Raw genomic sequence first — 12,928 nt, forward strand, 5'->3', positions numbered from 1 at the left:
GCGAGGTGCGGCAAGAGCACGCAGGCCGACGCCCGGTTTCGGAAGGGGACCGAAACGGGCAAGTTATCCTCGCGCGGGAACGGGGTTTCTCCCCAATAACAATGGAAAAGGGTCTGTGGGTATGAAAAACAACATCAAGGTCATTCTCGGTGCCGCGGCGTTTGGTCTGGTGGCGGCTTCCGCTTCCGCAGCCACGCTCGACGACGTCAAGGCCAAGGGCTTTGTGCAATGCGGCGTCAACACTTCGTTGGCCGGCTTCTCTGCCCCGGACGACAAGGGCGAATGGAAGGGGCTGGACGTCGATCTGTGTCGCGCGGTGGCTGCGGCCATTTTCAATGATCCGAGCAAGGTGAAGTTTACGCCGACCACCGCCAAGGAGCGGTTCACGGCCCTGCAATCGGGCGAGATCGATCTTCTGTCCCGTAACACCACCTGGACGCTGAGCCGCGATACCGCGCTGGGCTTCAACTTCGCCGGCGTGAACTATTATGACGGCCAGGGTTTCATGATCAACGCCAAGAAGTTGCCCGGAATCAATTCCGCCTTACAGCTTTCCGGTGCGGCCGTCTGCGTGCAGAGCGGCACCACGACCGAACTCAATCTGGCGGACTACTTCAAGGCCAACAATCTCGAATACAATCCGGTCGTCTTCGAAAAGCTCGAGGAAGTGGATGCGGCCTATGATGCCGGCCGTTGCGACGCCTACACCACCGACCAGTCCGGCCTTTATTCGCTGCGGCTGAAGCTCAGCGCTCCCGACGATCACATCGTCCTGCCGGAGATCATTTCCAAGGAGCCGCTTGGCCCGGCCGTTCGCCAGGGCGACGATCAGTGGTACGACATCGTCAAGTGGTCGCACTATGCCATGGTTCTCGGCGAGGAACTCGGCATCACCCAGGCCAATGTCGAGGAAATGAAGAATTCGCCCAACCCCGACATAAGGCGCGCGCTCGGCGTCGAGGAAGGTTCCAAGCTCGGCACGGATCTCGGCCTCGGCAATGAGTGGATGGCCAACATCATCAAGGCCGTGGGTAATTACGGCGAAAGCTTCGAGCGCAATGTCGGCTCCGGCAGCCCGCTCAAGATCTCGCGCGGGCTGAATGCCCTGTGGACGAAGGGCGGCTTGCAATACGCCATGCCTATTCGCTGAGGTCAGCGATCAAAATACGGGAGGCGACCTGTCGCCTCCCGGCATCCGGGAAAAGGAGATTCCATGGCCTCGCAGGAATCGATCCGGGATAGTTCCGTCACGCGGGATTCTGTCCTCAATGACCCCAGGATACGCGGACTGGTCTATCAGGTTGTCGTATTCGTCCTTCTGTTCGTGTTCATCTACTGGGTCGTAGGCAACACGATCGAAAATCTGCAACGTTCCAAGATTGCGTCTGGATTTGGCTTCCTGAACAGTCGAGCCGGCTTCGACATCAGCCAGAGCATGATCGAATACTCGTCGGATTCCCGCTATTCGCGAGCGCTTCTCGTCGGACTCCTCAACACGCTGCTGGTGGCGATCACTGGCATCGTGACGGCAACCATCATCGGCTTCACCATCGGCATCGGGCGGCTCGCCAACAACTGGCTGATCCGCAAGATCTGCATGGTGTATGTCGAGGTGTTCCGCAACATACCGCCGCTCCTGGTTATTTTCTTCTGGTATTTCGGCGTCATTTCCGTCTTGCCGTCGCCGCGCGAAAGCATTCAGCTACCGTTTGATTCCTTCCTCAACAATCGCGGCTTCTTCCTGCCGAAGACGGTGTGGGGAGAGGGCATCTGGCTGCCGGTCGTCGGATTTTTCGTGGCGATCGCCATGTCCTGGTTTGTCGCACGTCAGGCGCGCAAGCGGCAGGAAGCGACGGGGCATCGGTTTCCGGTATTCTGGACGATTGTGGCCCTGATCATCGGACTGCCGTTGCTGGCCTTCGCGTTGGCCGGGTTTCCGCTGACCTTCGAATTTCCGGTGAAGTCGACGTTCAACCTGGTCGGCGGCTTCCAGATAAAGCCGGAGTTCCTCGCCCTTTATCTGGCGCTGTCCTTCTACACGGCCGCCTTCATCGCCGAGATCGTTCGCGCCGGCATCCTGGGCGTCAGCAAGGGCCAGTCGGAAGCTTCCTCCGCGCTCGGGCTGAGATCGGGCCAGACGCTGCGTCTCGTTGTCGTTCCGCAGGCGCTGCGCATCATCATCCCGCCGCTGACCAGCCAGTATCTCAACCTTACCAAGAATTCATCGCTGGCGATTGCCATCGGTTTTCCCGATCTTGTCGCCGTTGGTGGCACCATTCTCAACCAGACCGGCCAGGCTATCGAGATCGTGGTCATCTGGATGGTGGTCTATCTCGGCCTCAGCCTGGTGACCTCGTTGTTCATGAACTGGTTCAACGCCAGAATGGCGCTGGTGGAAAGGTAAGTTGATGCAACACAGCCTTTCTTATGTGCGCACCGAAATGTCGGCATCCCAACCGCCGCCGGCCGCCGAGCGCGGGCTGGTCAAATGGTTGCGCAAGAATCTCATCGCCACGCCAACGGACGCCGTGTTGACGGTGGTCGGCATCGCCATCGTTCTTTTCACGCTGCCGCCCTTTATCAATTGGCTCTTCATCAATGCGCAATGGACGGGCACGGATCGCACATTCTGCGCCACGGTGGCGCAGGGCGGCATGCAGCCGGATGGCTGGTCCGGTGCCTGCTGGGCTTTCGTGAGCGCGAAATTCGAACAGTTCCTGTTCGGCCGCTACACGATTTCCGAGCGCTGGCGCGTGGTGCTGACAGGGTTCCTGTTCGTCGCGCTTCTCGTGCCGCTGATGATCCCGAAGGTGCCGTATAAGGGGTTGAACGCGCTTCTGCTGTTCATTGTCTTGCCCATTGTGGCCTATTTCCTGCTGGTAGGAGGCTATTTCGGCTTGCCGCATGTGGAAACGCCGCTCTGGGGCGGCCTGATGGTCACGCTGGTGCTGTCCTTCGTCGGCATCGGCGTATCCTTGCCGCTGGGCATCATCCTGGCGTTGGGGCGGCGCTCGAAACTGCCGATCATCAAGCTGTTCAGCGTCATCTTCATCGAGACGGTGCGCGGCGTGCCGTTGGTGACGGTGCTGTTCATGGCCAGTGTCATGCTGCCGCTGTTTCTGCCGGCGGGCGTGACTTTCGACAAATTCCTGCGCGCCTTGATAGGCGTTGCGCTGTTTGCTTCAGCCTATATGGCGGAGGTCGTTCGCGGCGGTCTGCAGGCCATTCCGAAGGGGCAGTATGAGGGTGCCGATTCGCTTGGGCTCAGCTATTGGCAGAAGACCGGGCTGATCGTTCTGCCGCAGGCGCTCAAGCTGGTCATCCCGGGCATCGTCAACACGTTCATCGGCATCTTCAAGGACACCAGCCTCGTCTATATCATCGGAATGTTCGACCTGCTGGGCATCGTCCGCCAGAATTTCGGAGATTCGAACTGGGCCTCGGCGCAGACGCCGATGACCGGGCTTGTGTTCGCCGGCTTTGTGTTTTGGGTGTTCTGCTTCGGCATGTCGCGCTACTCGATCTACATGGAACGTCGGCTTGATACCGGCCACAGACGTTGAGACTGCAAAAAATAAAGGGGATCGATCCATGGCCATAGAAAACGCAGTCAGCCCCGAAGAGATCAAGGTCGATCTCGGCAAGATGCAGATATCGGACACGGATGTGGCGATCGACATCGTCAACATGCACAAATGGTATGGCGATTTCCATGTGCTGAAGGACATCAACCTTCGGGTGATGCGCGGCGAGCGGATTGTCATCTGCGGCCCGTCGGGCTCGGGCAAATCGACGATGATCCGCTGCATCAACCGCCTAGAGGAACACCAGAAGGGCAAGATCATCGTCGACGGTAAGGAACTGACCAGCGATCTCAAGAAAATCGACGAGGTCCGTCGCGAAGTGGGCATGGTGTTCCAGCACTTCAACCTGTTTCCGCATCTGACCATTCTGGAAAACTGCACGCTGGCGCCGATCTGGGTGCGCAAGACGCCAAAGAAGCAGGCGGAAGAAATCGCCATGCATTTCCTGAAACGGGTGAAGATTCCCGAACAGGCCCACAAATATCCGGGCCAGCTCTCAGGCGGTCAGCAACAGCGCGTGGCCATCGCCCGCTCGCTGTGCATGCATCCGCGCATCATGCTGTTCGACGAGCCCACCTCGGCGCTGGACCCCGAGATGATCAAGGAAGTGCTCGAAACCATGGTCGGGCTTGCCGAGGAGGGCATGACCATGCTGTGCGTCACCCACGAAATGGGCTTTGCTCGTAAGGTCGCCAACCGGGTGATCTTCATGGATCAGGGGCAGATCGTCGAGCAGAACACCCCTGGCGAATTCTTCGACAATCCGCAGCACGAGCGCACCAAGCTGTTCCTCAGCCAGATTCTGCACTAAATCCCACGACCGGTAGCGACCGACAACGCTACCGGTCGTGAAAGGCTTGACTAGCGAACGACGAGAACCGGGATAGCCGAGTAGTGGACAACTTCGGCGGTCTGGCTGCCGAGCAGGAGCCGGCTGACGCCGCGGCGGCCGTGAGACGCCATCACGATAAGATCGCAGCCGTGTTCTTTGGCAGCCTCGACAATTGCTTCAGCCGGTGAGTCATTCGTGGCCTGAATCACGTTGATTTTCACGCCCAGCTTGGCGGCGGCGTCTTTTGCCGCGTTGAGTGCAGCATCCGCGTGTTTTGTCTGCGCCTCGGTCCATGACCCAAGCGTGGCCGGAGACTGCAGCGGATAAGGTTCGGTCACGGTGATGATATGGGCAGAGCTACCGAGGCTTTTTGCCAAGGCCAATCCGTGGGTAACGCCCTTCTGCGCCAGTTCCGAGCCATCGGTCGAGATAAGGATGTGCTTGTACACGGTTGTTTCTCCTCAGTTTGCCAGCCGAGTATAACGAATATTGTCCGCAATAGTTTGCGGCGGGTCAAATATGATGGAGGCAGCGCCAGCAATATCACTTTTATAGTGACGGTTCCCAGCCATAGAGCCAGTCGAGGTCGGCGGCCAGGGCTTCGGGTCGGCGGGTTCTTAGCACCAGATTGCGGGCCATGGCGACCGGCCCTGCCGCATGCCAGGCAAAGTGGTTGAATGCGCCGCGTCGCGCGACCTGGCGAATGCGCGGCCGGCGCCACGCCTCCCAGGCCGCAAGCGAAGCGGACGAACCGGCTTTTGATGTCGCAACGAAATGCGCCAGCGTTTCAGCGTCCTCGATTGCCATGGCAGCGCCTTGGGCGGCAAACGGTGTCATGGCATGGGCGGCGTCGCCGATCAGAGCAAGACCCGGTGATGTCCATGATGTCGTTGCATCGACCGTGTGGACCGGCCACGCCGTCCAGGGCGCTTCGCTCTCGCCAAGCGATTTCAGCGCTGGCGCGGTGCCGCGCAGGGCTGCCCTTAATTCGGAAGTATCCGCCTTGGCTGACCAGTCGTCGACGATCCGCCGACCCCGCGTGAAGGCGACGAGATTGAAAGCTCCGCCGCCGCGCACCGGATAGGTGATGAGATGGAAGCCGGGATGCAGGAACGCGATGACGGCATCAGTGGCGCCCAGTTCGGCGAGCCGCCGTCCATGAATGCTGTCGCGCTGGACGAGCAGGCGCCAGGCGATTTCGCCGCTGAACCGGCTCTGCCGGTGCCCGCCCGCCAGACCGCGCAGGCCCGACCATACGCCGTCGGCACCGATCAGCAGCGAGCCGGCCATCTGTTCGCCTTCGCTGTCGATATCCACGTTCACGCAAACGCAGCCGTTCCCGGGTGTGGCGTTACGAACTGTCGCCCCCGTGGTCAGGCGGATTGCGAGCTGGCGCGAAACCGCGTCGAGCAGCGCCGCCTGAAGGTCGGCCCGGTGCGCCACCAGATAGGGCGCGCCCCAGCGCTGCTCGGCCATTTCGCCGAGCGGCACATGTGCCAGCTCGTTGAGCGAGCGCGCGTCGCGTAAAACCACGGAGCGTGGCCGCACCGCCTTGGCCGAAAGACCTTCGAGAACGCCGAGGCGGTCGAGGATGCGGGTAGCATTGGGCGATAGCTGGAGGCCGGCGCCGACCTCTTGCAATGTTGCGGAACGCTCGAAAATCTCGACCGAAAAGCCGCGGCTGGCGAAGGCGAGGGCGGCTGTCAGGCCGGCAATGCCGGCACCGGCAATGATGATCTGCCCGGAACGGGCCTTATCCATAGGCAAGCGCCGAAGCGGCGTCGTTCAGGCGGCCTGAACGACGTAGAGACAGTTGGCCGGGCGAGTCTCGTTCGCCTGAAGGGAGTTGTTGTAGCGATAGAGCGTCGAGCAATAGGGGCAGACCAACTCGCTATCGTCGCCCATGTCGAGATAGACATGCGGATGGTCGAATGGCGGATTTGCACCCACGCATTTGAATTCCTTCACGCCGATTTCGACTACGGTATGACCCGCATCGTTCTGGAAATGGGGAATGGAACCGCCGGCCATGACCTTCTCCTGTCGCTTGGTCCCGGGTCATAGCAGGCGTTGGCGGCAGTGCCAATCGCTTTGCAACGCGCCGTGAAATCAAACTGTCGCAAAAGCCTGTCAGGAGATAAGCTAAGCCGAATAAGCGGCTACGCGTCGCAAGGGACTCTGGAAATGAACATACTCAAGCCGGTTGTCGCCGAATTCACCACACCCGGAACGGCCGATGGAGACGTTTCTTCCGGCAATCCCGATCGTTTCGTCAACCGCGAGTTCTCCTGGCTTCAGTTCAACCGGCGCGTATTGGAGGAATCGCAGAATCCGCATCATCCTTTGCTGGAGCGGGTGCGTTTCCTGTCGATTTCGGCGACCAATCTCGATGAGTTCTTCATGGTGCGTGTCGCCGGTCTCGCCGGCCAGATTCGCCAAGGCATCGCCATAAAGAGTCCCGACGGGCGAACACCCGAACAGCAGCTTGAACAGCTTCTCGTCGAGGTCGGCCATCTTCAGGAAGATCAGCAGAAAAGCCTTGCCGATCTCGCGGTGCTCCTCAGGAAAGAGGGCATCGAGATGATAGCCGATGACGCGCTGACCAAGGAGGAGAGAAACTGGCTCGAGAATCATTTCCTCGAGCAGATATTTCCGGTTCTGACGCCGCTTTCCATTGATCCGGCGCATCCGTTTCCGTTCATTCCCAATCTCGGCTTCTCCAAGGCCCTGCAGTTGCGCAACCGCAAGGACGGCGAAGAGATGACGGCGCTGCTGCGCCTGCCCACCGCACTCAAACGCTTTGTAAGATTGCCGGACCGCAAGAACCTGATCCGCTTCATTCCGACGGAAGAGACGGTCGGCCTTTTCATCGGCCATTTGTTTCCGGGATATGAGGTCAAGGGCTCGGGCTCGTTCCGCATCATTCGCGACAGCGATATCGAGGTCGAGGAAGAGGCCGAGGACCTGGTGCAACTCTTCGAGACGGCATTGAAGCGCCGGCGCCGCGGCTCCGTGATCCGCATCGAATTCGACGACCAGACACCCGAAGAACTGAGGGATTTCGTCGCCGGCGAACTTGGCGTTCCATCGGCCCGCATCAGCGTGCTCACCGGCCCGCTGGCGCTCAGCCAGATCTCGGAGCTGGTGGCCGTGGCGCGCGACGACCTCAAGTTCACGCCTTACAATCCGCGCTTTCCCGAGCGTGTGCGCGATCATCGCGGCGATTGCTTTGCCGCCATCCGCGAGAAGGACATGGTCGTCCATCATCCTTACGAGTCCTTCGACGTTGTCGTGCAGTTTCTCCGCCAGGCCGCAGCCGATCCGGAAGTGGTGGCGATAAAGCAGACGCTCTACCGGACCTCGAACGACAGCCCGATCGTGCGCGCGCTGGTCGATGCGGCCGAGGCGGGCAAGTCGGTTACCGCGCTTGTCGAACTGAAAGCGCGATTTGACGAGGAGGCCAATATCCGCTGGGCGCGCGATCTTGAGCGGGCGGGCGTGCAGGTGGTGTTCGGCTTCATAGAGCTTAAAACGCATGCCAAGATGTCGCTGGTCGTGCGCCGCGAGGATGGGCGGCTGCGCAACTATGTCCACCTCGGCACTGGCAACTACCATCCGGTCACGGCGCGCATCTACACCGACCTGTCCTTCTTCACCACGGATTCGCAGATCGCCCGCGACGTCGCGCAACTGTTCAATTTCATCACCGGCTATGCCGAGCCGACCGAAAAGATGTCGGTCGCGATGTCGCCGCTGACGCTGAGAAGCCGCATCCTCAAGCACATTGCCGACGAAGTCGAACATGCCGCGCAAGGCCGCCCGGCGCAAATCTGGATGAAGATGAACTCGCTTGTCGATCCCATCATCATCGACGCGCTGTATGACGCCAGCCGCGCCGGCGTGGAGATCGATCTGGTGGTGCGCGGCATATGCTGCCTGAGGCCGCAGGTGCCCGGTCTGTCGGAAAACATAAGGGTAAAGTCGATCGTCGGCCGCTTTCTCGAGCACAGCCGGATATATTGTTTCGGCAATGGCCACGGCCTGCCGGCCGACGAGGCAATCGTCTATATCGGCTCGGCCGATCTGATGCCGCGCAATCTCGACCGCCGCGTCGAAACCATGGTGCCGATCGTCAATCCGACCGTTCACGAACAGGTGCTCGGGCAGATCATGCTCGGAAACATTATGGACAATCAGCAAAGTTTCGAAGTATTGCCTGACGGTACCTCGCGGCGCGTTGTGCTCGACGAGGGCGAGGAACCGTTCAACGCGCAGGAATATTTCATGACCAATCCCAGCCTGTCCGGACGGGGCGATGCGTTGAAATCGCACGCGCCAAGACGCATTGCGCAATTCAAGCGCCGCAAGAAATCCATCGCCACCGACACCTGATGATTTCGCAATCGCAAGGCCGGCTTCAGGATCGCCGGCCGATTTCGGTCATAGACATAGGCTCAAACTCGATTCGCCTTGTCGTCTATGAAGGCATAGCGCGCTCGCCAACGGTATTGTTCAACGAAAAGATGCTCGCCGGCCTGGGTCGTGGCATCGTTTCCACAGGCAGGCTCGATCCGGAGGCGGTGACCCGCGCAATAGAAGAGTTTCGACGCTTCCGTGCACTTTCCGAGCAGGCGGGAGCGGGCGAGCTCCACGTGATCGCGACGGCGGCGGCGCGCGAGGCCGAGAACGGCCCCGATTTCATTCACCGAGCCGAAAAAATCCTGGGCACGGAAATCCGCGTGCTCAGCGGGCGCCAGGAAGCGCATTATTCCGCACTTGGGGTCATCTCCGCCTTTCATTCCGCCAGCGGTATCACCGGCGACCTGGGTGGCGGTAGCCTGGAACTGGTCAATGTCGACGGCAGCGCCGTGGGCGAGGGGATCACCCTGCCGCTGGGTGGCTTGCGGCTGCAGGACATGGCGAAGAATTCGCCCCAGGCCGCAGCCAAGATTGCGCGGGCAGAGGTGGCCCGCGCAAAGCTGCTGAAGAGTGCGCAGGGCGGCACTTTTTATGCGGTGGGTGGCACATGGCGAAATCTCGCCCGCCTTCACATGAACATGACCAACTATCCGCTGACCGTCATGCACCATTACCGCATGGAGGTCGAAAGCTCACTTGCCTTCTTGCGGCAGGTCGCCAAGGGCGACATCGACAAGATGAAGGGCATCGACGGCATTTCGAAGAACCGGCGCGCGCTCCTGCCATACGGCGCAGTCGTGCTGCTCGAGATCATCGCTGCGATGAAGCCGTCGGAAATCCTCGTCTCGGCATCCGGCGTGCGTGAGGGTTTTGTCTATTCGCTGCTGTCGCCGAAGGAGCAGCGCACCGACCCCTTGATCTCGGCTGCCGAGGAACTGGCGCTGCTTCGTGCCCGCTCGGTGACCCATGCGCATGAGCTGGTGCGGTGGACGGGACATTCCTTTGCAGCCTTCGAGGTCGATGAGACTGAGGACGAGACCCGCTACCGTCACGCGGCCTGCCTGCTTGCCGATATCGGCTGGCGCGCTCATCCGGAATATCGCGGCACGCAGTCGCTTAACATCATAGCGCATGCGTCCTTCATCGGCGTGGACCATCCCGGCCGCGCATTTCTGGCACTCGCCAATTTCTATCGCAACGAAGGCATTTTCAGCGACGACGCGGCAACAGAAATCCGCACATTGGCGTCCCCGCGCTATATGGACCGTGCGCGGCTTCTGGGCGCGTTCTTGCGCGTGGCAGGTCTGTTCTCCGCGGCGATGCCCGGCGTGATCCCGCAAATGCGCTGGGAAAACCGCGGTGACGGCGAACTGGCGCTGATAATACCTGCCGCGCATGCCGCGCTGAACGGCGAACGGCCACTGGGAAGGCTGGCTCAGCTTGGGCGGCTGACCGGCCGCAAGCTCTCGGTCGAGGTCGAGGACGAAAACGCTCCGTCCTTCGCCAAATAGGAAAGCCCCGGATGATCCGGGGCCTTTCGTCCTTGCGTCAGGCCCGTTTGGCGTCCACCGAAAGCGCTCCGGGTCCGAAAGCCGCCAGCACCAGGAAACCGCCCGCCATCGCCAGGTTCTTCTGGAAGTGGATCAACTGCATTCCATCGGACCAATCCATATGCGCGATCAGCGCGCTTGCAACCGAAAAGGCGGCAAGCAGATAGGCCACGATTCGCGTCTGGAAACCGATCAGGACGGCCAGCCCTCCGATCAGTTCCACAAGGCCGGCAAGCACCGCCACCGCGGTTGGGGTCGGCAGATTATAACTCGCGAAATATTGGGATGTCGCGGCAATGGCGGTTATCTTGCCAAAGCCGGAAAGGATAAAAATGATCGACAACAGAATGCGGCCGATAAGTACGATTGCGCTGTTGGACATGATGATTCCCCAGTTTATCGACGGGGAAAGGATATCTGTTTTTCTTCCATGCGCGAGTCCGGCGTTCCCGACCCGCCGGGCGCCCTGACGCAAAAAAGCCCGGAAGTGATCCGGGCTTTTTATTCTTGGGAGCGATGATTCAGCGGCGGCGGTTGTCGATCGAAAGCGCGCCGGCGCCGAAGGCAGCAAGGATGAGCAGGCCACCAGTGATCGAGATGTTCTTCTGGAACAGCAGCACCTGCATCTGATCGCTGAAATCAAGATGCGCGATTGCCGTGGCGGCAAGGGTGAAGATCGCCAGGGCAATTGCCGCGATGCGGGTCTGGAAGCCGACCAGAATGGCAAGGCCGCCGAAGAGTTCAAGCAGGCCCACGCCCACGGCAACGAGGGTAGGCAGCGGCAGACCGATGCTGGCGAACCAGCCGGCGGTGCCAGCGATGCCGGTGAGCTTGGCATAGCCGGCAAGAATGAAAAGCGAGGAAAGCAGGACGCGGCCGATCAGAATGACGGCGGAAGAGTTGGCGACAGCGCCTGACTTTGCAATTGCAGTGGCGGAATTGGTGGACATTGGACTCTCCATGAGTGTTGGCCCGTTGATGGCCTTCACATAGAGAATCCCAATTGTTCACCAAAGCCGCTTTTTCGGCGACACATCGTTCACCGATTTAACCCGGATGCGTCATGTCCTGTGGCCGCACCAGCCGGTCGTAGTCCGCTTCGCTGACCAGTCCGGTGGCCAGCGCTTCCTCGCGCAGCGTCGTGCCGTTCTTGTGCGCGGTCTTGGCGATCTTGGCGGCGTTGTCATAGCCGATCGTCGGGGCAAGGGCCGTCACCAGCATCAGCGAGCGCTCAAGAGCTGCCTTGATATTGTCCTCCCGCGCCTCGATGCCGACGATGCAATTGTCGGTAAACGAGATCGCAGCGTCGGCCATCAACTGCACCGATTGCAGGAAATTGTAAGCCATCAGCGGATTGTAGACGTTGAGTTCGAAATGGCCCTGGCTGCCGGCGAAGGTGAGGGCGGCGTGGTTGCCGAACACCTGCACGCAGACCTGCGTCAGCGCCTCGCATTGGGTCGGATTGACCTTGCCCGGCATGATCGACGAGCCGGGCTCGTTTTCGGGCAGCGCCAGTTCGCCAAGTCCGGAGCGGGGGCCGGAGCCGAGAAAGCGGATGTCGTTGGCGATCTTGAACAGCGCGGCGGCGGCCGCATTGATTGCGCCATGCGAAAACACCATTGAATCGTGCGCCGCCAGCGCCTCGAACTTGTTGGGTGCGGTAACGAAAGGCAGGCCGCTGATCGCGGCGATGCGCTCGGCGACCTTTTCGGCAAAGCCGACCGGCGCGTTGAGCCCGGTGCCGACGGCCGTGCCGCCTTGCGCCAGCTCGCAAAGGCCGGGAAGCGTCAGCTCGATGCGCTTGATCGACGAGGCCACCTGCGCGGCGTAGCCGGAGAACTCCTGGCCGAGTGTCAGCGGCGTCGCATCCTGCGTATGCGTACGGCCGATCTTGATGATGTGATCAAAGGCCTTCGCCTTTGCGTCGAGCGCTGCATGCAGATGCTTCAGCGCCGGCAGCAGATCGTGGACGATCCGCTCGGCGCAAGCGATGTGCATGGCCGTCGGATAGGTGTCGTTAGACGACTGGCTCATATTCACATGGTCGTTGGGGTGGACGGGCTTCTTCGAGCCCATCTCGCCGCCGAGCATTTCGATGGCGCGATTGGAGATCACCTCATTGGCATTCATGTTGGACTGCGTGCCCGAGCCGGTCTGCCAGACCACCAGCGGGAAGTGGTCGTTGAGCTTGCCGTCGACGACTTCCTGCGCGGCCTTGACGATGGCTTCGCCGATGGCCGGATCGAGGCGCTTTAGCTCCATATTGGCCTCGGCGGCGGCGCGTTTGACCATGCCCAGCGCCCGCACCACGGAAAGCGGCTGTTTTTCCCAGCCGATCTTGAAGTTGCCGAGCGAGCGTTGCGCCTGCGCGCCCCAATAGCGGTCGGCAGCCACTTCGATCGGGCCGAATGTGTCGGTTTCGGTTCTTGTCTTCGAAGTGCTCACGGGACCGGTCTCCTGAAAAACTTACCAACGCCGACCGTGGCCTATCGTGTTGGCCCATGAGCTTCAAGCGGAGAATAGCCGGGGCAAGCGCCCAAATC

Annotated in this window: 12 protein-coding genes; 6 read left to right on the forward strand and 6 right to left on the reverse strand. The window is 60.6% G+C overall.

Features of this window, described 5'->3' with window-relative positions; genetic code table 11:
• Positions 1-121: 121 nt before the first annotated feature.
• The 4 genes from ACLKMW_RS02650 to ACLKMW_RS02665 all read left to right on the forward strand — a co-directional run bounded on the left by ACLKMW_RS02650 (position 122) and on the right by ACLKMW_RS02665 (position 4,395).
• Positions 122-1,150: an amino acid ABC transporter substrate-binding protein gene (locus tag ACLKMW_RS02650; RefSeq protein ID WP_415723175.1), complete on the forward strand. Its 1,029-nt coding sequence runs from the start codon at positions 122-124 to the stop codon at positions 1,148-1,150.
• A gap of 63 nt (positions 1,151-1,213) precedes the next feature.
• Positions 1,214-2,404, forward strand: a complete 1,191-nt coding sequence (locus ACLKMW_RS02655) for an amino acid ABC transporter permease (protein WP_415722829.1) — start codon at positions 1,214-1,216, stop codon at positions 2,402-2,404.
• Between the two features lie 4 nt (positions 2,405-2,408).
• A complete protein-coding gene (locus ACLKMW_RS02660) occupies positions 2,409-3,563 on the forward strand; it encodes an amino acid ABC transporter permease (RefSeq protein WP_415722830.1) in 1,155 nt (384 codons plus the stop codon).
• 82 nt (positions 3,564-3,645) lie between these two features.
• Positions 3,646-4,395: an amino acid ABC transporter ATP-binding protein gene (locus ACLKMW_RS02665; protein WP_415723176.1), complete on the forward strand. Its 750-nt coding sequence runs from the start codon at positions 3,646-3,648 to the stop codon at positions 4,393-4,395.
• Between the two features lie 50 nt (positions 4,396-4,445).
• Here ACLKMW_RS02665 and ACLKMW_RS02670 read toward each other — a convergent pair whose 3' ends face one another.
• The 3 genes from ACLKMW_RS02670 to ACLKMW_RS02680 form a co-directional block, all read right to left on the reverse strand.
• Positions 4,446-4,865 (reverse strand): universal stress protein, encoded by a 420-nt coding sequence (locus ACLKMW_RS02670; protein WP_415722831.1) that lies wholly within the window; start codon positions 4,863-4,865, stop codon positions 4,446-4,448.
• Between the two features lie 100 nt (positions 4,866-4,965).
• Positions 4,966-6,177: an FAD-dependent monooxygenase gene (locus tag ACLKMW_RS02675; protein ID WP_415722832.1), complete on the reverse strand. Its 1,212-nt coding sequence runs from the start codon at positions 6,175-6,177 to the stop codon at positions 4,966-4,968.
• A 24-nt stretch (positions 6,178-6,201) separates the two neighbouring features.
• Positions 6,202-6,447, reverse strand: a complete 246-nt coding sequence (locus ACLKMW_RS02680) for a zinc-finger domain-containing protein (protein ID WP_415722833.1) — start codon at positions 6,445-6,447, stop codon at positions 6,202-6,204.
• A gap of 153 nt (positions 6,448-6,600) precedes the next feature.
• Between ACLKMW_RS02680 and ACLKMW_RS02685 the strand changes: the two genes are divergently transcribed.
• Together ACLKMW_RS02685 and ppx are read left to right on the forward strand one after the other, a co-directional pair.
• Positions 6,601-8,808, forward strand: a complete 2,208-nt coding sequence (locus ACLKMW_RS02685; protein WP_415722834.1) for an RNA degradosome polyphosphate kinase — start codon at positions 6,601-6,603, stop codon at positions 8,806-8,808.
• Entirely contained in the window at positions 8,808-10,346 is a 1,539-nt protein-coding gene (ppx, locus tag ACLKMW_RS02690) for an exopolyphosphatase (RefSeq protein ID WP_415722835.1), read from the forward strand. Before ACLKMW_RS02685 ends, ppx begins: the two co-directional genes overlap by 1 nt.
• A 37-nt stretch (positions 10,347-10,383) precedes the next feature.
• On the opposite strand, the gene ACLKMW_RS02695 is transcribed toward ppx, so the two are convergent.
• The 3 genes from ACLKMW_RS02695 to fumC all read right to left on the reverse strand — a co-directional run bounded on the left by ACLKMW_RS02695 (position 10,384) and on the right by fumC (position 12,830).
• Positions 10,384-10,767 carry a DoxX family protein gene (locus ACLKMW_RS02695; RefSeq protein ID WP_415722836.1) on the reverse strand — a complete coding sequence of 128 codons (384 nt, stop codon included), beginning with the start codon at positions 10,765-10,767 and terminating at the stop codon, positions 10,384-10,386.
• A gap of 139 nt (positions 10,768-10,906) precedes the next feature.
• Positions 10,907-11,335 carry a DoxX family protein gene (locus ACLKMW_RS02700; RefSeq protein WP_415722837.1) on the reverse strand — a complete coding sequence of 143 codons (429 nt, stop codon included), beginning with the start codon at positions 11,333-11,335 and terminating at the stop codon, positions 10,907-10,909.
• A 97-nt stretch (positions 11,336-11,432) separates the two neighbouring features.
• Positions 11,433-12,830 carry a class II fumarate hydratase gene (gene fumC / locus ACLKMW_RS02705; protein ID WP_415722838.1) on the reverse strand — a complete coding sequence of 466 codons (1,398 nt, stop codon included), beginning with the start codon at positions 12,828-12,830 and terminating at the stop codon, positions 11,433-11,435.
• Between the last annotated feature and the right edge of the window lie 98 nt (positions 12,831-12,928).

The sequence above is a fragment of the Borborobacter xinjiangensis genome (assembly GCF_047739745.1).
Taxonomy (GTDB): domain Bacteria; phylum Pseudomonadota; class Alphaproteobacteria; order Rhizobiales; family Rhizobiaceae; genus Pseudaminobacter.